We start from the raw sequence: 24,429 nt of genomic DNA, 5'->3' as shown, positions 1-24,429 counted from the left end.
TCGCAGTAAGGACGGAAGGTGAACGACACGTTGAACGAGCACAGGATCGCCGTCATCGGCGCCGGGCCGGTGGGGCTCAGCGCCGCCGCCTGGCTGGCCTGTCACGGCATCTCCGTGACGGTGTTCGAAGACGACGCGATGACGTCGTCGGCACCAAAAGCCGGCACGGTCGTTCCGCGAGCGTTGGAATTTTTCGACCGTCTCGGCATCATCGACAAAGTACTCGAATCGGGCATCCGGATCGAGAGCGTCGACTTCATCAGGCGGACAACAGAAACGCCGTTGATGCGTGTCGACATGACTGAACTCCAACAGGACACCGCGTTCCCGTTCTTCTTGAACTTGCCTCAACATGAGTTCGAGCCGATTCTGCTGCAACGCGCGGTGGAGCTTGGGGCCGAGGTCCGCTTCGGGCACCGGCTGACCGCCCTGAGCCAACGCGACGACGGCTGTCTGCTCACGCTGGAAACCGACAACGGCACTGTCGAATACGAGGCCGATTACGTTCTCGGATGTGACGGTGGCAAAAGTACCGTGCGTCGCCAGCTAGGCTTGCGCTACCGCGAGATCACTCCGGCCGAGCAGTTCATCGTCGTCAACGCCGAGACTGACGTCCGCGGCAACGACGGACACCCTCCGGATTCACTGTCCTATCTCTGCGACGCCAACGGATTTTTCACCCGGATCCGCCTGCCGAAGTTCTGGCGGTTGGGTTGGGCGGCACCGGCAGACACCCCTGAACTCACCGATGCCGAAATCGATCAGCGCTTGCGGGAGGAGCTCGGGCCAGATCAGCCGTTCCGGGTGCTCGATTGGGCGCAGTATTCATCTCAGGGACGCGTCCTGGATCGGTTCCGCGTCGACCGAGTGTTCCTCCTCGGCGACGCCGCCCATCTGGTCACGCCGATCGGCGGCCTTGGCCTCAATACCGGCTTCGAGGACGCCTTCAACTTCGGTTGGAAGCTGGCCTGGGTGCTGCGGGGCTGGGCGGGCCCGGCGCTGTTGGACACCTACAGCGCCGAACGTCAGCCCATCATCGCCAGCACCGCCTTGGCGATGCAGAACCGCAAGCGCAGCTTCATGGAAGTCAGCGGCAATCGGTTGATCAATGCGGCCGGCGCGGTGCGACGCCAGGCGGCGCTGCGCGACCCGCGTCGCCGGTGGGCGGCGGCATACAACGGTTCGCTTCTCGGGCTCAACTACCTTCGGGCGCCCGACACCAAGCCGGTTCTGCGCCCACCGATCGCACGCGGAGACCGGGTCCCCGACGGCAGCATCTTCGGCCCCGACGGACGGCTCCGGCGCCTGCACAGCCTGCTCGGCCGCGAATTCGTCGCGTTGACATTCGTCGACTGGCCCGCAGAGGCGGCGTTGCTCACCGATCCCCCACCCGGACTCGCGCAGGTTCTGATCAGCTGCCGGGACGCCCCCCTTGACTCCCGGGCCCGCGGCCGGACCTACTTTGACGTCCGAGGCACCCTGACCAAGCGCTTCGGCGCCAAGAGCGGCACTACCTACCTCGTGCGGCCCGATGACTTCACGGCGGCGATCACCTCTGCGGAACCCGCGGCGATTGTCACCGCCTACCTGACGGCCGTCGGCAGGTCCCTCGCGGCAGTGGCGGAGGAACCCGCGTGACCGCCGGCACCATGACGGGGTTGCATCACGTCTCCTTCACTGTTTCCGACCTGCCGCGCTCGGTGGCGTTCTACGGGTCGCTGGGCTTTGCCCATGAACGAACCATCGTGGTAGCCGATGCCGCCGGCATCGGTGGGCGGCTGCGCTGCGCCTTCATGGCTGCGCCGGGGGTGCGTCTCGAACTGCGCGAATACGGTGTCAGCGGTGAGCAACGCGCACCCGAGGAACACGATGTCGGATCGGCGCATATCGCACTGCAAGTCGACGACATCCAGGCGTGGCATCGCAGGCTCAGCGCCGAGGGTGTCCGCTTTCTGTCCCCACCGTTGCACAGCGACACCGCCGCCGCGATGTGGGTGTTCCTGCTCGACCCAGACGGGCTGCCCGTCGAGCTCGTGGAGCCGGACACAGCGGGTGCGCCGTCGGGGAAGGCGCAGGGTATGGACACGGTCCGCGACATATAGTGAGGCGATGACGGTTTTGCCGTGCTGACGCAGACGCTGCGGATGGAGAAGGGTTTTTGAGCGGCACTACGAGTAAGCCGAGGCCTACGACGAGGGTCGAGGACGCGGTGGAGATCCTTCGGGAAGAGATCGTCACGGGCAAGCTTCCTCCTGGCTCACCACTTCGGCTGAAGGCGCTCGCCGACCGGCTCGGGATGAGCATGATGCCGGTCCGCGGCGCACTGCTCAGCTTGGAGTCGCTCGGGCTGGTGGAACAAGATCCTCGCCGCGGCGCGCGGGTCGGCAGCTTCTCGCTCGATGACCTGTACAACACCTACGAAGCCCGGCTTGCGCTCGAGGTACTCGCTGTGGAGCGGGCCGCATCCCGCTTCACCGACGAGGACGAGGAAAAGGCGCGCAAAGCGCTGGACGAGCACACCGCCACTGCAGCGAACACCATGGCATCGCGGGAAGCGCACACGGCGCTGCACTTTGCGATCTACGAGGCCGCCCGGTCCCCGTGGTTGACCAAACTCATCATGCCGCTGTGGGTCAACAGCGAGCGCTATCGGCTCGTGTCGATTCCGCACCGTGGCGACCGCGAGGCGCGCCGGCTCGAGCACGAGCGGATCATCGACGCCTGCGCCAGGCGAAATCCTCGCGTCGCCGCACGCGAACTCAGCACGCATTTGGCGTATACCGCCAACCTCGTCGCCCGTGAACTCGGCGGCGAGGACATGTTCTAAGCGCTAACGCGCCAGGAAGCCACCGTCCACCGTGAGCGCGGTGCCCACCATGTACGACGCGTCGTCGGATACCAGAAACGCGATAGCAGCCGCGATCTCCTCCGGCTCGGCGCTTCGACCGATGGCGGTGGTTTCTTCACCGACGGCCTGGAAGACAGCGTCCGACTGCTCCTGTGGCATCCCGGCATAGAAGTGCTGCAAGGCCATGGTCCGAGTCGGTCCAGGGACGACGCAATTGACCCGGACCCCATCCCGCGCGTACCGCGTCGCCAGTGAGGTGGTCAGCTGACGAACGGCGGCCTTGGTGACGTTGTACGCGATCGTGCTTTCTCCGTTGATCTCTTGACCGACGTATGACGAGATCGACGCGAGGTTGACGATCGCTCCGGACCGCTGCGCGATCATCGTCGGCAGGACTGCCTTGCAACACAAGAAGGCGCTGCGCAAGTTCACCGCCATCACCCGATCCCACTCGTCCACAGTGATATCGACCGGGTCCTTGATGAACATGTTCCCAACAGCGTTGACGAGAATGTCGACTCGTCCGTACGCATCGAGGGCCTGCGCCACAAGGGCGGTGGCGGTCTGCTCAACCGAAGCGTCGCCGGCGACGGGCAGCACCGTGGACGGCGGCAGCGTCTCGACAAGCGCACGCAAGTAATCGTCGTTGATGTCGTTGACGACCAGGCGACAGCCTTCGTCTGCTAAACGCTGCACTGTCGCACGACCTATGCCGGCGCCGGTGCCCGTGACGATCGCGACCTTGCCGTCGAGTTTCAAGTCAATTCCTCACGCCGTAGCAGGGTTTGATGATCCGCGGCGCACCCCCGGTGCATGTTTTCGCCGCGAACTCACTGTGACCGTATATGATCAAAATCGGCGTCGTCAATGCCGCTTATGCTTGTTCCAACGACTATTTTGATCAAATTCGATACTTGACGGCGGGCTCTGTGCTTATCTGTATACGTGGCCCGCCCGGCACGGCCTTCATCGCTGACGGATGCTCGATCCGCCAGCACGCCGGCGTGTCAAACGCAGGGTGCCACGCTGCTCGACCTCGACCGCATCGAAGACGACGATCAGATCCAGGCCTTGCTGACCGACCTTCTCGCGCCGCATTCCCTTGATGTCGAACGCGGCTGGGCGCTCGATGCGGCTGTACGTGTCCATGCCATCGGCAGGATTCAACTCGTCTGGATCAAGTACGGCGCACCCGTCCTCATTGACGTGGCGCCATCGGCGAGACCGTTTCACTTGGTGCAGATGCCATTACAGGGTTGCGCCGCCATCGCCACAGCCGACGAGGAACTCGTTTCGACCCCGAGCTTCGCGTCCGTCGCGAATTCACGACGACGCTGTGAGATGCGATGGCAAGCCGACTGCTCGGAGGTCGCCGTGCGTGTCGACGACGACGTGCTACAGCGGCACCTGGAGTCCTTGTTGGGCCGCCGGGTCAAAGCTCCGATTCAGTTCTCACTCGGAATGCCGCTTGACACAGGCCCTGGACGAAGTTGGCGCGCGACGATCGACTTGCTGGTCGCTGAGCTTCGCCGCGACGAGAGCTTGGTCCATTCGTCGCTGATGGCTACCGAACTGGAAACACTGATCCTGACCGGTCTGCTGACTGCGCAGCCTCACAACTACTCGACGGCCCTGCATTCCGACGCCCGGGCCGTACCCCCACGCGCTATCAGGAGCGCAGTGGAATTCATTGAGACAGCGCCCAACCGCGCGATCACCACCGCCCGCCTGGCCGCCCACGCCGGCGTCAGCGCAAGTGCACTGCAACGTGGCTTTCAGGTTCATGTCGGTTGTTCGCCGATGGAGTATCTGCGCGACGTCCGCCTGAGACGGGCTCGGGATGCGCTGGTGGCCGCTGACCCAGCGTCGAATGTCACCGTTACCGAAGTGGCGCTGGAGGCCGGTTTCATGCATCTGGGCCGCTTCTCCGTCGAATACCGCCGCAGGTTCGGCGAATCCCCATCCGAAACCCTCCGCGGCTGAGGTGCGCGCGCCCCTTCAGTTCGCGATCGCCGAGAGGCACCGAAAGCCGCCCGAGTGGAAGATCAAGGGTTCACCTCCGCGCGCCTCGTAGCGCTCGACTTCACCTATCAACATGATGTGATCGCCGACATCAACCGTCCGCACGTTGCGGCACTCGAAATGCGCGATCGCACCCACCAGCACGGGCGTATCGCCAAGGCCGTTGACGACCTCCACTCCAGCGAACTTGTCCGGCGCGGGTTTTGAGAACTGGTGGGCAAGGTGCGCATGTGCGGCATCCAGAACATGCACAGCGAAATGCGATGCGGTGGTGAACGCTCGCGCGCTCGGCGCATCGCGACGAACACACCAGGTCACCATCGGCGGATCCAGCGATGCCGAGGAGAATGAGTTGACGGTCATCCCGACGGGTGTGCCGTCGAGATCTCGAGCCGTCACAACGTTGACCCCGGTCGCGAACTGCCCGAGGGCACGTCGCAGATCACGAGGGTCAAACTCGGGCCGGCTCAGGCTGGCCAAGTACGCCGCGGCGTTCTCCGCGTCCAGATACCACGAGAAGAAATCCGGTGGGTAGTCAAGACCGTTGGCGAAGCGGTCGCCGATCTCGGGGTGCTGCGTGGCCGCGATGTGCAGTTGGATGGCGTACGGTTCCGGCGGCTCGAGCATCGCGTTCGTCCACTTCGTAACGTATTGCGCATAATCCCAGTAGCGCTCGAAAGTGCGCTGCATGAATTCCCGGTCAAATGCGCGCCCGTCGTGCGCAGAGATCGCGTCCAGATAGATGGCGGCGCTCTTGCTCGCGTTGTTCGATCCCTGCCCGGTCAGCGGATCGTTGAGCACCACCACATCAGCCATTCCGAGCACCTCGGCTCCCGAGGGCAGCACAGCCACGGGATGCCGAACCACCGGTGTCAGACGTCCCGACATCACCCCGTGTTCGTCGGTCAGCGCGATGTGGTGGCATCGATCCGCCTCCCACGGCAAGAACTCGGTCAGGATGCGCTTCGAGATTTCCAGATGGTCCGATGCCGACCTCACATCGTTCCAGCAGTCCATCGGACCGCCGATCACCCCCGAGAAAACCATGATGCTGCAGAGACCGCCCAGCGTCAGAGCGGGAAAGACGAAGTACTCACCAACGCCCGGCAAGATGTTGTAGGACACCTCTGCGGGCTGCGGATCCATTCCGTGCACATAGGTCAGCGCGGTGGCACGTTGCGGCTTGTCGTACGTGGAACGCGCGCTGTCGCGGGTGAATAGGCTGGCGACATCGCCCTTGCCTGCCGCGATCACGACGAGGTCTGACTCCCTGGCATACGCCTCGATATCGCCGACGTCGGCCTTACCTACGACGAATTCGCCGCCGCGCCGGATGAATTCGTCGATGTATCGAGGTATCTTGACTCGTTGATCCACCGACTGCGCGACGGCGCCGAGTTGGCCCGTCCACCTGATGGATGGCACCGGTTCACCCGGCTGGTTCGCGATCGTCATCGATACGGCGCCGATCGACGGCGCCTCGTCCCGCCACAGATCCAACCCAAGGGCCCGCTCGTGGCGAAGCGCACGGCCGAACATGCCCTGACTCGATGTCACTGCGCCGGCGGCGATCTCCGCTGGAGTGCGGTCGCTGATCACACGGACGTGATAGTTGTGTGCAAGCAAGCCGATGGCCAGTTGCAGGCCCGACTGACCGGCACCAACTATCGTGATGTGGTCATGCGTGCTCAACTGGGCTCCCGATGTGCTGAGATCACGAGTCAGAAGTTAGCGTTCCCGCCCATAGCGCTGCTATCCGATTAGCCGCACCACTATCCGCGAAGCATCGCGATCGTGCACAGATTTCGGCGCAGCTCGCGGGGCAAAGTCAGCGCAGCACCACAGCGGGGGTGCCGCGGCGCCGGTACACCGAGCCGAACCGTGCGTCGATACGCAACCACATCGGATGCGCCCGCACCCGCACGATCTCGTCCTCGGCCAGCGTCTGCGGCAGAAAACCCATTGCGGTCAGGGCGAATACGCAGCGCATGGGAATGCCGACGCTGTCCTCACCTGCACTGACCGACATCACATTCTGATCCAGCAGGGAGACCGGCGGTCCGTGGGCGCTGGAGTGTTCTTTGGCCAGCGCGCCGCCCTGTTCGGCCAGATCCAGTACGACGCGGGCAGGCACATCGTCGAGGTGCCCGAAACCCGTCTGGGGCGGTAGCGCGCCGCGCCACGCGGAGTCCATCGGAAAGCCCGGCTCCACGCGACCGTCGGGCGCCATCGCGGCCAGGCCCGCGGCCAGCGCGTCGGCGCCGACCGCCAAGTCGACCGGTGTGACCCGACCGCCGACCACCCGGCTGGCGAGCACATCGAACCCTGTTGCCGCCCAAGCGACGATGTGCTCGTCGGAACGCTGCCGCAACCTGATCACCGCGGCTTCGTCGAGTCGCAGGACGCGGTCGGTGAACGTGGCGAGGTCGTCGCGATGAGTCACACCGTCGAGCCAGATGCCGCGTTCGGTCAAGGTCATCGGGACCAACGCCGCAAGTACTCCTGCTGGTTGGGCGACAGTCGTTGCAATCGCTGCTCTTTGATATGGACCGCGGCCAGTTGTGTATCGGCGATCACGGCCGGCTTGGAGTCCGGCGACGCGTTGACCGACCTCACCTCGTAGCCGATGGTGAAGTCGACGGCGCGCACGCGCTTTGACCACATGGTCACCTGAAGCGGCGAGTCCACCAGCCGCAGTTGCGCTTTGTAGGAGATGTTGACGTCGGCGATCAGCAGTCCGATGGTTTGGATCTCAGGGCCGAACGGTTCACGCAGAAACGGGATACGGGCCTCTTCGAGAATGGTCACCATGGTGGCGTGGTTGATGTGCTGGTACATGTCGATGTCTGACCACCGCACGTGCACCGGCGCCACAAAGCCATTCACCCAGAAATCCCCGTTCCACTCGTTCGCGTCATGCTGCGAATCTGACGTGCCGCCACCGACAGCGTCGCCAGGTCGTGTTGATCACTTTCGTATATCTCGGCAAGCGTGCGTCGGGCACGGCTCACCCGGGAGCTGTTCGTCATCTCCCACTCCGCGATCTTCTCCTCGCCGCTCTCGTTGGGCTCACCGACTGCCAGCACATCGAAGCACAACACTCGCAGTGACCCGTAGACGTCGTCGCGAATCGCCAGCCGTGCCAGCGAATGCCACCGGTCATCGCGAGCTAACCGCGACACCGCGGTGAGCAGGCCGTCGGTGCCGAGGCGGTCCATCAACGCGAAATAGGTGTCGGCCACCTCATCGGGCTCCCTCTCGACGATGTCGGCGATGTCGATGATGTCGAGCAGGCTGTACTGGTACAGCCCGGCAGCGCTGACATATGCGAGGTCCTCTGGGATGCCTTCGCTGCGCAACTCGTCGGCGTGCTGGTTGACGATGGCCTTGTCGTCGCCGCGTAACCACTCCGACATCCGCGGTGTCAACGCTTCGACTTTCGCGGCAAACCGGTTCGTCTCGGCACCGACCGCCAACGGTTGGGGTCGATAGTTGAGCAACCACCGACCGGACCGGTCGACGAGCCTGCGCAGATCCAGCGTCATCCGGTCGGTGATCGCGACCGATACCCCTAGATCAGCGGTGGCGCGAATTCGCCTCCACCGCTTGCTGATTCCGAAGATAGCGTTGGTGGCCGCATAGCTGCGCACGGCATCGACGGGTCCGACACCGACGTCTTCGGTGATCCGGTAGGTGTAGGTGATGCCGCTGACGTCGACGACGTCGTTGACGAGCATGGTCGTGACTATCTCGCGGCGCAGTTGGTGCCCACGGATTTCGCTGCTGAACGCCTCACGCAGCTTTATCGGGAAGTACCACGGCAACCGCGAGGCGAACGCCTCCTGATCGGGCAGATCACTGGCCAGCACATCGTCTTTGAGCGCCAGTTTGACGTGTGCCATCAGCGTCGCGAGTTCAGGTGAGGTCAGGCCGATACCGGCCTCGGCGCGTCGCCTGATCTCCTTCTCGGACGGCAGCGCCTCCAGTTCGCGGTTCAGGCCGCGCTCGCTGACGAAGTCCTTGAGCATGCGGGCATGCACCGAGAGCAGGCTGGCCGCGTTGGCCCGGCTGGTGCCCATGAGATCGTTCTGGTCCTTGTTGTCATCGAGCACCATCTCGCCGACTTCGTCGGTCATCGACAGCAGCAGGTCGGCACGGTCCTGCGGGTTGACCTTGCCGGCGGTGACCAGCGAATCGATCAGGATCTTGATGTTGACCTCGTGGTCAGAGCAGTCCACGCCGGCGGAGTTGTCCAGCGCGTCGGTGTTGATTCTGCCGCCAGCGAGGTCGAACTCGACACGGCCCAGCGGCGTCACCCCGAGATTGCCGCCCTCACCGATCACCTTGGCGCGCACCTGGTTTCCGTTGACGCGCACCGGGTCGTTGGCCCGGTCGCCGACGTCGGCGTCCGATTCCGTCTCGGCCTTGATGTAGGTGCCGATCCCACCGTTGAACAGCAGGTCGGCGGGCGCCTTGAGGATGGCCTTGATGAGGTTCGGCGGTGTGAGTTCCTCGACGGAGTCGTCGATACCGAGCGCGGCGCGCGCCTGCGGGCTCACCGAAATGGACTTCTGCTCCCTGGTGAACACGCCGCCGCCCGCGCTGATCAACGAGGTGTCGTAGTCCTCCCAACTGGACCGGGGAAGGTCGAAGAGGCGCTTGCGCTCGTCCCACGAACGGGTGGCATCGGGATCGGGGTCGATGAAGATGTGCCGGTGGTCGAACGCTGCGAGCAGGCGAATGTGCTTGGACAACAGCATGCCGTTGCCGAACACGTCCCCGCTCATATCGCCGATCCCGACGACGGTGAAGTCCTCGGCCTGGGTGTCCACCCCCATCTCGCGGAAGTGCCGCTTGACGGATTCCCACGCGCCCTTGGCTGTGATACCCATCGCCTTGTGGTCGTATCCGACAGATCCACCGGAGGCGAACGCGTCACCCAACCAGAACCCGTAGGAGTGAGCCACTTCGTTGGCGATGTCGGAGAAGGTGGCCGTCCCTTTGTCGGCCGCCACCACCAGATAGGCGTCGTCGCCGTCGCGTCGAACCACGTCGGCTGGGGGCACGATGTCGCCGGTGGTCTTGTCGACGTTGTCGGTGACGTCGAGCAGGCCGCTGATGAACAGCTTGTAGCAGGCCACCCCCTCATTGCGTTGGGTCTCGCGGTCGGCCGCCTCATCTCCGGTGGCCAACGGCGGTTGTTTGACGACGAACCCGCCCTTGGCGCCCACCGGAACGATGACCGCGTTCTTGACCGCCTGCGCCTTGACCAGCCCGAGAATCTCGGTGCGGAAGTCCTCGCGGCGATCCGACCAGCGCAAGCCACCGCGGGCGACATGTCCGAACCGCAGGTGCACGCCCTCCACCCGTGGCGAGTACACGAAGATCTCGAACCTTGGCCGGGGCAGCGGCAGTTCGTCGATCAGACCGGCGTCCAGCTTGAACGACAGCACATTCTGCTGGCGTGCCGAATTTTCCTGTGAGACGAAGTAGTTGGTGCGCAGAGTGGCCTGGATCATCGACGCGAAGGCGCGCAGCACCCGGTCGGTGTCCAGGCTGACCAACGCGTCGATGTCGGCGGCGACCGCCGCGGCGGCGGCCTGCGCAGTGCCACGCTTGGGCGCGTGCTCATCTTGTTCGGCGGGGTAAAACAGCGCCTCGAACAGCTCGATCAGCGAACGCGTGGTGTGCGCGTTGTCGTTGAGCACCGACTCGATATGTGCCTGGCTGTAGAGAAATCCGGCTTGCCGCAGGTATTTCGTGTAGCTGCGCAGGACCGCGACCTGCTGCCAGGTCAGACCCGCGCGAAGCACCAGTTCGTTGAATCGGTCGACCTCGGCACTGCCGTGCCAGATGGCGGTGACCGCGTCGGCGAACCGTTCCGCGGTCGAGTCGCGTTCGGGGCCGGGGGCCGGCCTGGGAACGGACACGTGCGGGACGATCTTGAACTGGTAGATCCACACCTGCAGGCCGTCGGGGCGCACCACGGTGAACGGCCGCTCCTCGAGCACGACGACGCCCATCGATTGCAGTATCGGCAGCAGGTCGCTCAGCGACGCCGATCGGCCGCCCAGGTACAGGGTGAGCTGAGCGGCCCCTTCGTCGGACAGGTCGATCAGGACGGGTGTGATCGAATCGTCCTGCAGCTCTTCGATGATCGCGATGTCTTCGATGGCGTCGGACGGTTGGACGGCTTCCTTGTAGAAGTCGTTGAACGCCGTGGCGTAATGCTCGGCGCTGGCCTGGTCGATCGACCCGGCTCGCACCGCACCGATCAACCGGTCCGCCCAGGTTCTGGCGGCCTCGGTGAGCAGACCCTGAATACTGTTCTTGTTGTCCGCCGTGGTGTCGATGTCTTGGCGCCGCGTATCGTCGGGCATGCGGACGGTGAAATGAACTACCGCCCAGGGCGATTCGCTGACCCGGGCAGTGTATTCGATGCTGACACCACCGAGTTCGCGGACCAGGATGTCCTGCATTTCGAGCCGCACCGCGGTGGTGTAGCGGTCGCGCGGCAGGTACACCAGGCATGACACGAAGTGAGCGAGCGAGTCGACGCGCAGGAACAGAAGCGTGCGTCGCCGCGAACCCAGGTCGACGACGTCTTTGACCATGTCCAACAGGTCCTGAGCCGACAGCGCGAAGAGCTCTGAGCGCGGGATGGTCTGGATGATGTCGAGGAGGAGCTGGTCTGGATGGTTGGGGTCACGTTGCGACAGCGCCAACGCTTCGCGGACGCGTCGCGAGATCAGGGGTATTTCAAGCACGTTGGCGTTCGTCGCCGCGACGCTGAACAGCCCGACGAAGCGGTGTTCGATCGCTGTGTGACCCGACTGCTCGCGGACCACCACGATGTAGGGATAGGCGCCGTAACGCAGATAGCTCGGAATGGTCGCCTGGGCCAGGCTGAGCAGCTCGCCGGGTTTGGTCAGCCCCTGAAGCACGTCGCGGCGGGACCGCAGCACGCCCAGCCGGCTCGACGGGTCGACCGACGACCGGCCGTCGTCCACTTGGCAGCGCTGATAACCCAGCAGCACGAAGTAGCCGTCACCCAGCCAACGCAGCAGCGCGGCAACGTCGCCGCGGTCCTGGCCGGGAAACCTTCCGCCGGTATCGGTGTCGACTTGGCGGGCAAGGTCGTCGAGCGTGGCCGCCAGCGCATCGGTGTCCAGCGCGACCTGACGCGCGTCTTCGAGCACCGTCGGCAGTGCCTGTGCCACGTTCGCCACCGCCTTGGTGTCCACGGTCGGCGCCAGCTGAACGTGGATCCAGGCCTCCTGAACGCCGTCGCGCACGTCAGCTGCCTCTGCGGCGGGACGCAGGTCGAGCAGGTCACCGGCCGGGCCGCGGTGCGCCAGCATCACCGGGTTCATGATCGCGGTGTAGGCGACACCGAAGCGGTGCAGCAACACGGTCACCGAATCCATCACCAGCGCGGTCTGGTCGGTGACGATCTGCAGCGCCGGGCCGAAGCCCCCGGCGTCGTCGCTGGTGTACACCGCCACCCTGGTGCTGCCGACCGGCCGTTGCTGCCCGAGCCGGTAATGGGCCGCGAGCAGCCCGGGTGAGACCGCTTTGTGCACCGCGAGGTTGACCGGCACGGTGACGCTGACGGATTCGGGCGCGTCGGCATGCGGACCGCGGTAGGTCGAGACGTAGGCGCTGGCCATCCGTGCCGCAATGTCCTGGCTGAGCGCGGGCGACGGTGTCGATCCTGCATCACCGGATCTCGGGTTCACCGACATAGGTGCTCCTGCCCTCGACGACACGGTTCCGTGGTGCGCAGGTGCGACATTATCGTCCCGCGCAGGCCTCCCTAGCCCGATCGGGCGGGGAAGGCTTGGCGTGGGCGATGCGGTGCGGCCGGATCAGTCGCGGGTCAGTCGCCGGTGCGTCACCCGGTGCGGACGTGCGGCCTCGGCACCCATTCGCTCCACCTTGTTTTCCTCGTACGCGGCGAAGTTGCCTTCGAACCAGAACCATTTGGCCTCGTTGTCCTCGTCACCCTCCCACGCCAAAATGTGTGTGCAGGTGCGGTCCAGGAACCAGCGGTCGTGCGAGATCACCACCGCACAGCCGGGGAAGTTCTCCAGCGCGTTCTCCAGAGACGACAGCGTCTCCACGTCGAGGTCGTTGGTCGGCTCGTCGAGCAGGATGAGGTTGCCGCCCTCCTTGAGGGTGAGCGCGAGGTTGAGCCGGTTGCGCTCGCCGCCGGACAGCACCCCGGCCGGCTTCTGCTGGTCGGGCCCCTTGAACCCGAACGCCGAGACGTAGGCCCGCGACGGGATCTCGTTCTGTCCGACCTCGATGTAGTCCAGCCCGTCGGACACGACTTCCCAGACCGTTTTGTTCGGGTCGATACGCGACCGGCTCTGGTCGACGTAGCTGAGCTTGACCGTCTCGCCGACCCGGACCGTGCCGCTGTCGGGCTGCTCGAGCCCGACGATGGTCTTGAACAGCGTGGTCTTACCGACGCCGTTGGGCCCGATGACGCCGACGATGCCGTTACGGGGCAGCGTGAACGACAGGTCCTTGATCAAGGTGCGGCCCTCGAAGCCCTTGTCCAGGTGCTCGACCTCGACGACGACGTTGCCCAGCCGCGGTCCGACCGGGATCTGGATCTCCTCGAAGTCGAGCTTGCGCGTCTTCTCGGCCTCGGCAGCCATCTCCTCATAGCGCTGCAGCCGGGCCTTGCCCTTGGCCTGACGCGCCTTGGCGCCCGACCGCACCCACGCCAACTCGTCCTTCAGCCGCTTCTGCAGCTTGGCGTCCTTGCGGCCCTGCACCGCGATGCGCTCGGCCTTCTTCTCCAGATATGTCGAGTAGTTGCCCTCGTAGGGGTAGGCGCGGCCGCGGTCGAGTTCGAGGATCCACTCGGCGACGTTGTCCAGGAAGTACCGGTCGTGGGTGACCGCAAGGATCGCGCCCTTGTACTCCGCGAGGTGCTGTTCGAGCCACTGCACGCTCTCGGCGTCCAGGTGGTTGGTGGGCTCGTCGAGCAGCAGCAGGTCCGGCTTGGACAGCAGCAGCTTGCACAACGCCACCCGGCGGCGCTCGCCACCGGAGAGATGGGTGACCGGCTCGTCGGGCGGCGGGCAGCGCAGCGCGTCCATCGCCTGCTCGAGCTGGGAATCGATGTCCCATGCGTCGGCTGCGTCCAGCTCCTCCTGGAGCCGGCCCATCTCCTCCATCAGGTCATCGGAGTAGTCGGTGGCCATCAGCTCAGCCACCTCGTTGTAGCGGTTGAGCTTCGCCTTGATCGCCACGCCCTCTTCGACGTTCTCCCGGACGGTCTTCTCCTCGTTCAGCGGCGGCTCCTGCTGCAGGATGCCGACAGTCGCGCCCGGTTGAAGAAGCGCGTCGCCGTTGTTGGGGGTGTCCAGCCCGGCCATGATCCGCAAGACGCTCGACTTTCCGGCCCCGTTCGGGCCGACGACGCCGATTTTCGCGCCTGGAAGGAAGTTCAGGCTGACGTCGTCAAGGATGACCTTGTCGCCGTGCGCCTTGCGGACCTTCCGCATCGAATAGATGAATTCGGCCATGCCGTGGTGTTGCCTCCTGAGTCTTTCGCTGTCTGCGCTGTCTGCGCAATTCGCTCGGCCCCATCCTAGGCGTGGCCTTGGTGGGGCTATGCCGACACTGGCAGCCCGTCGTCTGCGCTCACCGCGTCGGCAGCGGAACCGAGCTCGTCGTTGTCCGAACCTGCGGCGTCTCGATCTGTCGACCGCTGGTCCTCCTGCTGCTTGGCCCGGTCGATCCGCGCGACGCAACGGGCCAGATCAGGCCCGACCGATGTCGCGCGTACCTCGACCGATGATCGTCGGTTGCCGTCACGGTCGTCGTACTCGCTGGTGTAGACGTGTCCGACGACGATCACCGGATCGCCCTTCACCAGGGCAGCGCTGACACCGGCCACCACTCGCCCCCAGCAGATCACTGTGACGAACAACGAGTTTCCCGGCTCCCATGTTCCCTCGGCCGTACGGCGTCGCGAGTTGCTCGCGACGCGGAACCTGACCATTTCCTGATCACCGACGCGGCGGTGGATCGGGTCGGTGACGACGTTGCCGACGATGGTGAAAGCTGTCTCGAACATGATTCCTCCAACTTTGTTGCGTGACGACGGCCGCTCGGCGCGTCGGTGACACCGCCATTGACCGCCGGCGCACCGACAGCGTGCGTTCGCCGGCGCAGCACAGCCCGGCCGGTTGTGGATGAATCAGCCGTTGGGGACAGCCTCAGCCCCGCCCAAACCGACCGTTCGGTTCGTTAGCCGCCGTGCGATCCACCATTGCGGCGGTCTCGCGACCTCAACCCGACCCGTCGCGGCGGGCCAGTTCAGCCAGCATGTTGTTGTAGGCGGCCAGATCCTCGTCGTGGTCGCGGTCGGCGGCGCGGTCGAGCCGCTTGGCGGTGCGCTGATCGCTGCGCTGCCATTGAATGAGCAGTGCGATCATCACCACGACGAGCGGGACTTCGCCTGCGGCCCAGGCAATTCCACCGCCGGTCTTCTGGTCACTGAGCAGATCGGTGTTCCAGCTCAGGTTCAACGACCGGTAGAACGCCTCGGCGAGGATCGTCTTAGACCCCATCAACAGCACCCCGAAGAACGCGTGCAGCGGGAGCGACGCGAACACCATCGCGACCTTGCCCAGCTGCGGAAGCTGCCGCGGCGCAGGGTCGATACCGATGACCACCCAGTAGAACAGGTAACCGCTGAGCAGGAAGTGCAGATTCATCAGCACGTGCGCGAAGTGGTAGTTCACGGCGCTGTCGTAGAGGCCGCCGAAGTACAGCCCGTAGAACCCCGCGACGAACACCACGGTGGCCACGATCGGCTGGGTCAGGAATCGCGCGAACCGCGAATGCAGGCCGGCCAACAGCCATTCGCGCAGCCCCGGCGCCTCCCCACGTCCGGCCGTCGGCAGCGCCCGCAGCGCCAGCGTCATCGGGGCACCCAACACCAGCAGGATCGGCACCAGCATCGACAGCACCATGTGCGCGATCATGTGCATCGAGAACATCGCAGGCATGTAGCGGCCGAGGCCCGACGAGGTCGCGAACAGCAGCGCAGCGCACCCCAGCAGCCAGCCCAGGGTCCGGCCGACCGGCCAGCCGTCACCGCGGCGCTGCAGCCGGCGCACTCCCAGCAGGTACACCACGGCCATGACGATCGCGGCGGTCCCGAAGATGAGGTCGAACCGCCAGTCGAACAGCACCCGCTCGAAGGTCGGCGGCCCGGCCAGGTCGTAGCCGATCTCGACCTCCACCACGCTGGGCTGCACCCGTAGCGGCGGCGGTGGCGTGCGGCCCAACCCGACGGCGATACCGAACGTCGCACCGAACACCACCGCTTCGACCAGCGCGAGCCGGATCAGCGGTCGCCGCTCCCCCGGATCCTGCTGTAACGCCGCGACACCGCTGCGGCGCTGCCGCCAACCGATCACGGCGAGCAGGCTCAGCGCGACGATCTTGGCGACCACCAGCCGGCCGTACGGCGTGGTCAGCAGGTCGCCGGGCTCGATACGCACCAACGCGTTGATCACGCCGCTGATCGCCATCGTCACAAAGCACCACAGCGCCAGCGCGGAGAACCGGCGCGCGGCCAGGTCGGCGTGCGAGCCGCCGCGCAACGCGTGCACCAGCAGCGCAAGCAGCCCCCCGGCCCACAGCGCTCCGGCGCCGAGGTGCAGAAGCAGGCTGTTGGTGGCCATATCGTGCGCGCCGCCGGTCGACGAGTGCCCGGTCAGCCCGAGCGGGACCAGGGTGATCAGCGCGCCGGCCAGCAGGACGGGCGTCCAGGTCCATCGCAGCACCGGCAGGCTCGCCACCGTCACCGCCGCGGCGATGAACGCCGTCCACCGCCAGGCGCCTGCGACGTCGACGAGGCTGGCGGCCGACCAGATGCTGACCGGGTCGAGGTGGCGCAACGGCTGACCGGACACGTCCGACACCGTCAGCGGCACCAGCAGCGCCGCGCACACCGTCCACACCGCAGAGGCGGCGGTGCCCAGCCGCAGCGCCCGGTAACCGTCGGCGTCGAGTACGCCGTTGGGCTGGGGCGGGGTCAAAAACGCCGCGAACAGGAACGCGCCGACGGCGATGACGGCGGCGATCTCCCCCGACGCCCGCACGAACGGCAGGCCGTATGTGGTCACCGGGCCCGGATCGGGCAACCCGGTGGCGGTCAGCGCATCCGCCAGGGCCAGGCCCCCGATTCCCGCGGCGACGGCACCGGCCAATACGCCGACGCCGACGAGCACAGGCCACCCCGCGCTGCTGCGCACGCCCGCGCCGACCAACCGGCTGGGAGAAGTCATCTCCCCAGCTTATTGCGCGACCCTAGGCAGGCTCAGCGCGCAGGGCCCGGCGCTCCATTTCACGCGCGAAAAACTGGTCGCGCGAGATTCGCTCGACCTTGTCCATGTCTTGCAGGATGGCGCCAAGTTCGTCGCGGAACGCGCTGCGCCGCTCCGCGAGGTCGGCACCGGACTTGAGGAGGTTCTGGTCGGCGGCCACCTGTCGGGCGGTGGCGAACAACAGCGCCGATACCGACTCGTTGCTGCGTACCCGCCCTTGTGCGGCGTACTGGCTGCCCAGCCCGAGCGCCGTTTTCGTCAGGTCCTTCTCAGCGATCTCGACGGGTGCGTCGCGCAGGGCGTCGGCGACGATCTCATAGGCCTCGAAGAACGGGCGCAGCATCGCGCCTGCGACCAGCGGCTGTTTGCTGCGCAGCAGGGTGTCGACTTGGTCACCTCCGGCCGACACCTGCGCTTCCCAGTCGTCGTACCACGACATCTCCTCGGCCACGTGCTCACGGAAGGCCGCGGAGTCGGCGAAGTAGAAGTCGAACTTCAGCAGGTCGCGCAGCCGCATCGTCTGGTTCCAGAACGCCTCCAGCCGGTCCCCGTCGCTGCGCGCCGCGCAGGCCAGGGCCAACTCGACGATCGAGGTCTCCAGAAACGCGTCGATGAGCGTGTTGCGGTAGAAGGCCGCCTCGTGTTCGTCCTCCGGAGCGATCCGCCAGACGCATTCCCTGCCGCCCTCGACCGCGGTGACCGGATGGCCGTTCGACAGCGCATCCAGCGCCGAACGCACCCCCTCGGGCGTGCGCAACCGCAGGGCGCTGTTGGTCATCGGCGTCTGCTTGCGTTCCAGATAGTCCAGCGAGTCCTGCACGGTGTGGTGAATCTGGTCGAGCGTGAGCGCGACACCTCGCGCGCTCAGCAACAACGCCGAGACCAGCGCCGTGGCATTGACCGGTGTGGCACGCAGAATCCGCCACGAAACTTCGAACGCCATCTTCTGCAGCGCAAGGCGTTTGGCGTCCTCGTCGGTGGTCATCGGCCCGTGCGGCTCGCCGAGATACTCCCGCATCGAGACCGCCTCCGGGAAGCGGACGTAGATCTTGCCGTAGTTGCGTTCGCCCTGCGCCTTGATGAAGTTGTACATCCACGACAGGCTCTCGGGCGTCTTCTCGCCTCCGCGGGCGTAGGCGGCGTATTCGGCGGTCTCGTGCAACTGGTCGAAGCTGATCGAGACGGGCTGCAGCAGGATGTCGTCGCTGCGGCCATCGAGGTAGGCGTCGGCGACGTAGGCGAGCAGCCCGAGCTTGGGGGGCAACATCTTTCCGGTTCGTGAGCGGGTGCCCTCGATGGACCAGCTGAGGTTGAAGCGCTTTTCGACGATGTAGCCGACGAACTGCCGCAGCACGTACTTGTACAGCGGATCGTCGAGCTTGCGGCGAAGGAAGATGACCCCGGAATGGCGCATCACCGGACCCATCAAGCCGAACGACAGGTTGATGCCGGCGAACGTGTGCACGGGCGGTAACCGATTCTCCTGCATGGCGACCGGCACGATCACGCCGTCGAGGTAGGACCGGTGTGAGAACAGCAGCACGGCCGGGTGGTTCTCCAGGTTGCGCCGCATCGACTCGACCTCTGCGCGGTCGTAGTCGATGTTGGGGTCGAAGCCGCGGCTGAAGATCGCCCGGCCCAGCGACGGGATCAGGTCGACCGAGAACCGGCTCCATCCGGTGGACAGTTCGTCGAGCATCTCACCGGCGCGTTCGACCGTCGCGTCCGGAATCCGTTCCAGCCCTTCGCGAAACCGCGCGGATGCCAACAATTCGGGTTTGATCAACCGCGGCGACTTGTACTCGGGCCCCAGCAACCGCAACTCGACGCGTTCGATCGCCAGGGCGGCGCGGCGGATGACGAACCGGGCGAACTCCCTGGCGTTCTCGGCGACGGTGGTATCGGCCCACTGCTGACGGAGTTCGGACACCTTGGCCGGCTCGCCGGCCACCACCCTGGCCCGCGACGGGTCTCTGCGCAGAATGCGGCGTTGCAGGATCTCGGGTGGACGGTAGGTGTCGCGGCCGGACAACAACGCGACGATCTTCGACCGGGTGGGCAGCCCGCCCGGCACCCAGAACACGCGCACCGGCACCACCGACCGGTCCTCGTCAGCCTGGAGCTTCTCGACGAGTTGCGCCAGGACACCGGGCGGCGGGTCGTCATCATGGGGCAGTCGCAGCACCTCGACCTTGGTGTCGGGGTGTTCGCGCCGCTGGTGGGTCAGCCAGTCGTTGAGCAGTTCCTGCTCGGCCGGTGAGGACACCGACGCCAGCACGAGAGCGTCGTCGGTGGGGCTGAACGTGGCGTATTGGTCGACGGGTGGGTTCACGACCGGCCTTCCCCAGCGGTGTCTTTCGCCGCGGACTTCTTGGCTGCCTTCTTGGCGGTGGTCTTGGCTGCCTTCTTCGCGGTCTTCTTGGCGGTGGTCTTCTTGGCGGACTTCTTCGCCGGTGCGCGGGTGTACAACTCGGGGGTCGGCAGCGTGTCCTGCGGCCAGTCCTTCAGCGTGTCGAGGTAGAGCTGACGGACCTCCTCGATCCGTTCGGAGAGGTTGTCGTGTGTCCAGTCGTCGACGGGGATCGGCGGATAGACCACGACGTCGACGGTGCCCGGGTTGAACGTGCTCGAGTCGCGCGCGGCGATGACCTCGGCGTTGCGAATCACGATGGGCACGATCGGGATTCCCACCGACATCGCGATGCGGAACGGGCCCTTCTTGAACGGGCCGACCTCGGTGGTGTCCAGCCGTGTCCCCTCCGGCGCGATCAGGATCGACAACCCTCTGCGGGCCAGGTCTTCGACCTTCTTGAGCCCCTCGACCGCCTTTTCGGGATCGTCGCGGTCGATGAACGCCGCATCCATCACCTTGCCCAGAGTGCCGACGACGGGGTCCTTTTCTAGCTCTTTCTTTCCCACGGAAGTGAAGTCGGTGTCGACCAGCCGTCCGGCAATCAGCGGGTCGGCCTGGTTGCGATGGTTGAAGATGAACACCGCGGGCCGCTGCGCGGTGAGGTTCTCCTTGCCCAACACGTTGAGGTTGACGCCGATCGCCGTCATCAGCGCACGGCCGAACGTCGAGGTGAAGAAGTTGACTCCCGTGCGCTTGTTGCGGGTCAGCATCCCGAGGCTGATGGCGCCCGCCGCGATCGGAACCATGGAGGCGATGCCTGCGGCGGTGCGCAGCTGCGAGACCGGGTTGCTTCCGCTGCGGCTGCTGAACCGCAGCACTGGCCAGCCGCGTTTGGCGGCGACGGCGGCCAGCTTGCCGGCCGGGTTGGTCGGCCGGGGGTTACCGACGAGGTACATCAGCGCGACGTCTTCGTCTCCGTCGGCGTAGAAATAGCTCTTGGACAGGTCCACACCGTGTTTGGCGGCGAAAGCCTGTACGGCCCTGGCCTTTCCGGGGCCCCAGATGATCGGCCGGCATACCTCGCCGGTGAGCAGACCGTCCTCGTCGATCTCGAATTTGTTGCTCAGCACGTTTTCGATGCCGAGGAACCTCGCCACCGGCTCGACTTGAACCGTCAGCGCCGAGGAACTGAGCACGACGGTGTGGCCGCGCGCCATGTGGGCGCGCACCAGCTCGCGCATCTCGGGATAGATCCGGCCGACGATCTTCTGCACGAAGAGCCGCTCGGCCAGCTCGTCGATGTCGGCCAGCGAGTTGCCGCGCAGCATGCGGGCTCCCTTGCCGATCAGGTCCTCGAACTCCGAGCGCCCGAGTTGGTGGTTCAGCCCGGCCTGCACCATGCCGATGAACTCGCCGACTGACATCTGCCGGTGGCGCAACCGGTCTCGGGTCATGATCACGCCCGTGAACCCGGCGACCAGAGTGCCGTCGAGATCGAAGAATGCGCCGACCTCCGGGCCGGCTGGGCTGGCCTGGATTTCGGCGACCGAACCCGGCAGCCGCATGGTGCGTCTCATAGGCTGACCGTTTGCCGAAGTCATTGCGACGTACTCCCATTGGGTGAGGCCGGACTGGATGAGATCGCGGAGTGCGGGAACGAGGCGGGCACGGCCCGGCCGTCACCGCCGAGAGCGAGTACCTCGTCAAAACCCTTGAGCAGGCAGCGCGCCCACAGGTCCGGTTCGGTGATCGCGGCGCGGTCGTACCGCGTCGTGATCGTGCAGTAGCCGCTGCGCGAAATCAGCACGACCATCATCGCCACCCCGGGAAGCGGGCCAAGCCCGTACTGGCGCAGGATTTTCGCGCCCGCGATGAAGGTGTCGCCGGCATACACCGGCACGTTGCTGGCCTGCACGTCGGAATTGACGATGGACCCGGCCATCGACTCGAGCACGCTGTCGGGCAGCAGGCCGAGCACCGGAGCGATCGCTCCGACCATGTCGATGGCGCGTTCCTCGCGCTTGGTGGTCATCTGCGACCGGATGTTCTTGATGCGCACCTGCGGATCGGTCAGGCCGATGGGCGCGGCGAGATTCACACCGGCGAAGCGGTTTCCGCCGGCCGGGTCGGCATCGGAGCGAAGGTTCACCGGCACCGCCATCGGCAGCGCGTCGATCGGCACACCCTTGGCGTGATGGTAGAGCCGCAGCGCTCCGCAGAGCCCAGCCAGGTATGCGTCGTTGATCGAACCGCCCGCCGCCTTGGCGGCGCGGTGGATGTCGCCGAACTCGATGTCGATCGACTCGCTGCGCGAGGACAGGCTGCGCCTGCGCAACACCGGCGACGGTTCGGCGACGGGGCCCACCACACGGGCACCCGACATCGCGTATTCGACGACGTCACCCATCCGCGAGACCGGGTCGCGGACCACTTCGCCGACGACGTGCGCCGCCCCGGCCAACACGCCGCGAAACCTGCCGAGCACCGTGCTGGGCAGCCGGTTAATCCCTTGGCGCATCAGGTCGTTGGGTGAGAGGTCCTGCGGTATCGGCAGCGGCGGGACCTCCTGCGGCGGCGGTTCGCGCTCGAGGTCATAGAGGTTGGCGAACATCTCCACCCCGCCCACGCCGTCGGTGACGGCATGGCTGAGGTGGACCATCAGCGCGGCGCGGCCGTCGGCGAGGCCCTCGACGAGGGTGGCCGTCCACAGCGGCCTGGAGATGTCGAGTGGCGATTGCGCGGCGACCTCGGCGAGGTCCAAGACCTGGCGCAGCGTTCCGGGTTCGGGGACGCGGAGCCGGCGGACGTGGTAGTCGAGGTTGAAGTCGGGATCGACCACCCACCGCGGCGCGACCGTCGGCAACGTCGGCGAGACCACCTTCTGCCGCAGCCGCAACACCTTGCGGGAGGCGTGTTCGAACCTGTCGCGGAACAGCCCCCAATCCGGGGTGGTGTCGAGAAGTTCCAGGGTCATGATGCCCGAGCGGGTGCGCGGGTTGGCCTCCCCGCGGTGCAGGATCTGGTCGAGGGCACTGAGTTCCTCAGGAAGTCCTGCCGCGTCGAGGTCCGGCAGATCCGTCATAGCTCGGCGCTCCCCTTTCCACTGCGAATGCTGCTGTCACCACGCTAGCCCGCCGCACGGTGGCGGGAAGGGGCTTTAGTAGCTGTCCGGGGTCCGTGGCGCTGGAAGTTAGAATTCGGAGCGCATTGCCTCCGTAGCTCAGCGGAAAGAGCAGCCGCCTTCTAAGCGGTTGGTCGCAGGTTCGAGTCCTGCCGGGGGCACGCGATAGATTGCTGGGGCACCGTCGAACGGAAGTCAAGCATGGGAACACGCGCGAGCAAGCTGGCGCTGAGCGTTGCGGCGGCAGGTATCGCGACCAGCGTCGCCGGGGTCGCCGCGCTGCAACCGGCCGCCATCACCGCGCCGCTTGTCGATCTGGCCGCGCTCATCGTCGTCGGCAGTTCCACCAACCCCAGCGGGGCAGGCGTCGAGAACTTCTTCCAGGGCAAGTTCAACGACCCGATGTACACCGGTCCCAACGGCGACGACATCGTCTACGTCAACTTCTGGTCCGGCGCCGAAGGCATCGAACGGGCCCTCGACGCCAACGCCGGTGAGCGCAACGCCATCATCGCGTCGGGCTGGGGCGCGGCCAACGCGAGCCTGCTGGCGTTGAGCAACCGCCCAGACCTCAGCGACACGGTGTTGATCCTCGACAACGATGTCGCTCGGCCCGACGGCGGCTTCGGCACCAGGTATCCGTGGTTCGCCCTGATCGGCGTCAACCCGTTTCCCACCCCCAGCAAGGTGCCCGCGCTGCGGGCGGTGAACATCGGCTACGAGTACGACTACAACTCCAACGCCCCCGCGGTTCTGCTCAACCCGCTGGCGGCCGTCAACTCGCTGGTCGGTTACCTGTACCGGCACCGGGACCAGGCCTCACTCGACCTGCCGGTCAACCCCGACGGCACGCCCGCGGTCGCATGCAACGCCAACACGTGCGCGATCACCGTCAGCGGCGCCGTTCTGGACTGTCCCGACGCCCGCTGCAGTTCTCCCGGCGATCGGATCACCGCGTACATCACCACCCGGAACAACACCACCTACGTCACCTACGCCGCCGACGAGCTTCCGCTGACCCGGCTCATCGGCGACATCTTCGGTCGGCGGATCGCGGCGTTCACCGACCCGCTGCTGCGCCTGCTCGTCGACGCCGCCTACTACGGCGGCAATCCGATTCCCAGCGATCCCAGCGCCTACCGCCCGGCGACCCTGTTCCCCTCGCTCATGCGGGTGTTGGACACCATCGTCCGCATCCCCGGCGCCATCGCACAGGGCTGGCATGCTGCGACGGCACCGCCGAAGTCGGCGCCGAAGCCCGCTGCCACGCAGGACACCTCCACCGCGGACGCCGCCGGTGAGCAAGCATCCGAGCAGGACAGCGCGGAGAAGACGTCGCTCATGCAATCTCCCGTCGTCGAACGCGCGCTGTCCTCGCTGGCGCAGTTCCGGCAGTCACCGGAGGCCGACGCGCAGGCCGACCCCGCTGCCCAGGCCGACGCACAGGATGTCGACCTGTCTCAGGCGCCGACCGACGAGAAGCGCGCATCGCGCACCAACGTCGTACGCACCAGCGTCAAAGCCGAACCTGGCGGCGCAGGCCTCACCGGCGGCACCGAGGCCGACACAGATTCGGCAGCAGCCGAGGCTGATTCGCCCGCCGAAAGCGTGGCTGAGTCGCCGCAGCCCACCGCCGACGACACCGACGCCGCCCAGACCACCGGCGACGAAGCCGGTGCCGAGCAGGACAGCGCCGAGCCGACCAGCGCCGCCGCCTGACGCGATT

General features: G+C 66.0%; 16 protein-coding genes and 1 tRNA gene. 6 read left to right on the top strand and 11 right to left on the bottom strand.

Annotated elements, in window-relative coordinates; genetic code table 11:
• The first annotated feature begins 18 nt into the window (after window positions 1–18).
• The 3 genes from K3U96_RS09085 (at window position 19) to K3U96_RS09075 (ending at window position 2,827) form a co-directional block, all read left to right on the top strand.
• On the top strand, window positions 19–1,638 hold the full coding sequence (locus K3U96_RS09085) for an FAD-dependent monooxygenase (protein ID WP_220692779.1): 1,620 nt from the start codon (window positions 19–21) through the stop codon (window positions 1,636–1,638).
• A complete protein-coding gene (locus tag K3U96_RS09080) occupies window positions 1,635–2,102 on the top strand; it encodes a VOC family protein (RefSeq protein ID WP_220692778.1) in 468 nt (155 codons plus the stop codon). The genes K3U96_RS09085 and K3U96_RS09080 overlap by 4 nt, the downstream gene beginning before the upstream one ends.
• A gap of 107 nt (window positions 2,103–2,209) precedes the next feature.
• On the top strand, window positions 2,210–2,827 hold the full coding sequence (locus tag K3U96_RS09075) for a GntR family transcriptional regulator (protein WP_069405007.1): 618 nt from the start codon (window positions 2,210–2,212) through the stop codon (window positions 2,825–2,827).
• Window positions 2,828–2,830: 3 nt separating this feature from the next.
• On the opposite strand, the gene K3U96_RS09070 is transcribed toward K3U96_RS09075, so the two are convergent.
• On the bottom strand, window positions 2,831–3,607 hold the full coding sequence (locus K3U96_RS09070; protein WP_205871010.1) for an SDR family NAD(P)-dependent oxidoreductase: 777 nt from the start codon (window positions 3,605–3,607) through the stop codon (window positions 2,831–2,833).
• A 186-nt stretch (window positions 3,608–3,793) separates the two neighbouring features.
• Between K3U96_RS09070 and K3U96_RS09065 the strand changes: the two genes are divergently transcribed.
• The gene (locus K3U96_RS09065; protein ID WP_220692777.1) at window positions 3,794–4,831 is read left to right on the top strand and encodes an AraC family transcriptional regulator; all 1,038 of its coding nucleotides are present in this window, start codon (window positions 3,794–3,796) and stop codon (window positions 4,829–4,831) included.
• Between the two features lie 15 nt (window positions 4,832–4,846).
• Here the strand turns inward: K3U96_RS09065 and K3U96_RS09060 are convergent, their stop codons facing one another.
• The 10 genes from K3U96_RS09060 to K3U96_RS09015 all read right to left on the bottom strand — a co-directional run bounded on the left by K3U96_RS09060 (window position 4,847) and on the right by K3U96_RS09015 (window position 22,664).
• Window positions 4,847–6,562: a flavin reductase gene (locus K3U96_RS09060; RefSeq protein ID WP_230982403.1), complete on the bottom strand. Its 1,716-nt coding sequence runs from the start codon at window positions 6,560–6,562 to the stop codon at window positions 4,847–4,849.
• 136 nt (window positions 6,563–6,698) lie between these two features.
• On the bottom strand, window positions 6,699–7,349 hold the full coding sequence (locus K3U96_RS09055; RefSeq protein WP_069405009.1) for a DUF8185 domain-containing protein: 651 nt from the start codon (window positions 7,347–7,349) through the stop codon (window positions 6,699–6,701).
• Entirely contained in the window at window positions 7,346–7,708 is a 363-nt protein-coding gene (locus K3U96_RS09050; protein ID WP_220693460.1) for an acyl-CoA thioesterase, read from the bottom strand. Before K3U96_RS09050 ends, K3U96_RS09055 begins: the two co-directional genes overlap by 4 nt.
• A gap of 44 nt (window positions 7,709–7,752) precedes the next feature.
• A complete protein-coding gene (locus K3U96_RS09045) occupies window positions 7,753–12,615 on the bottom strand; it encodes an NAD-glutamate dehydrogenase (RefSeq protein ID WP_220692776.1) in 4,863 nt (1,620 codons plus the stop codon).
• A 123-nt stretch (window positions 12,616–12,738) separates the two neighbouring features.
• Window positions 12,739–14,412 (bottom strand): energy-dependent translational throttle protein EttA, encoded by a 1,674-nt coding sequence (ettA, locus tag K3U96_RS09040; protein WP_069405011.1) that lies wholly within the window; start codon window positions 14,410–14,412, stop codon window positions 12,739–12,741.
• An 86-nt stretch (window positions 14,413–14,498) separates the two neighbouring features.
• Complete coding sequence (gene ssb, locus K3U96_RS09035) at window positions 14,499–14,966, bottom strand: single-stranded DNA-binding protein (RefSeq protein WP_069405012.1); 468 nt, start codon at window positions 14,964–14,966, stop codon at window positions 14,499–14,501.
• A 214-nt stretch (window positions 14,967–15,180) separates the two neighbouring features.
• Window positions 15,181–17,190 carry a bifunctional copper resistance protein CopD/cytochrome c oxidase assembly protein gene (locus tag K3U96_RS09030; protein WP_069405013.1) on the bottom strand — a complete coding sequence of 670 codons (2,010 nt, stop codon included), beginning with the start codon at window positions 17,188–17,190 and terminating at the stop codon, window positions 15,181–15,183.
• Window positions 17,191–17,212: 22 nt separating this feature from the next.
• Complete coding sequence (locus tag K3U96_RS09025; RefSeq protein ID WP_220692775.1) at window positions 17,213–19,561, bottom strand: glycerol-3-phosphate 1-O-acyltransferase; 2,349 nt, start codon at window positions 19,559–19,561, stop codon at window positions 17,213–17,215.
• Window positions 19,558–21,147 (bottom strand): HAD-IB family hydrolase, encoded by a 1,590-nt coding sequence (locus K3U96_RS09020; protein ID WP_372515077.1) that lies wholly within the window; start codon window positions 21,145–21,147, stop codon window positions 19,558–19,560. Before K3U96_RS09020 ends, K3U96_RS09025 begins: the two co-directional genes overlap by 4 nt.
• A 32-nt stretch (window positions 21,148–21,179) precedes the next feature.
• A complete protein-coding gene (locus K3U96_RS09015; protein ID WP_220692773.1) occupies window positions 21,180–22,664 on the bottom strand; it encodes a wax ester/triacylglycerol synthase family O-acyltransferase in 1,485 nt (494 codons plus the stop codon).
• Between the two features lie 127 nt (window positions 22,665–22,791).
• Between K3U96_RS09015 and K3U96_RS09010 the strand changes: the two genes are divergently transcribed.
• Together K3U96_RS09010 and K3U96_RS09005 are read left to right on the top strand one after the other, a co-directional pair.
• A tRNA-Arg gene (locus K3U96_RS09010) sits at window positions 22,792–22,864 on the top strand.
• Window positions 22,865–22,904: 40 nt separating this feature from the next.
• On the top strand, window positions 22,905–24,422 hold the full coding sequence (locus tag K3U96_RS09005; RefSeq protein ID WP_220692772.1) for a PE-PPE domain-containing protein: 1,518 nt from the start codon (window positions 22,905–22,907) through the stop codon (window positions 24,420–24,422).
• Window positions 24,423–24,429 lie beyond the last annotated feature (7 nt).

The organism is Mycolicibacterium holsaticum DSM 44478 = JCM 12374, from assembly GCF_019645835.1.
Lineage (GTDB): Bacteria > Actinomycetota > Actinomycetes > Mycobacteriales > Mycobacteriaceae > Mycobacterium > Mycobacterium holsaticum.
The sequence above is the reverse complement of the archived record's forward strand: the minus strand, read 5'-3'. Positions and strand labels throughout refer to the sequence as shown.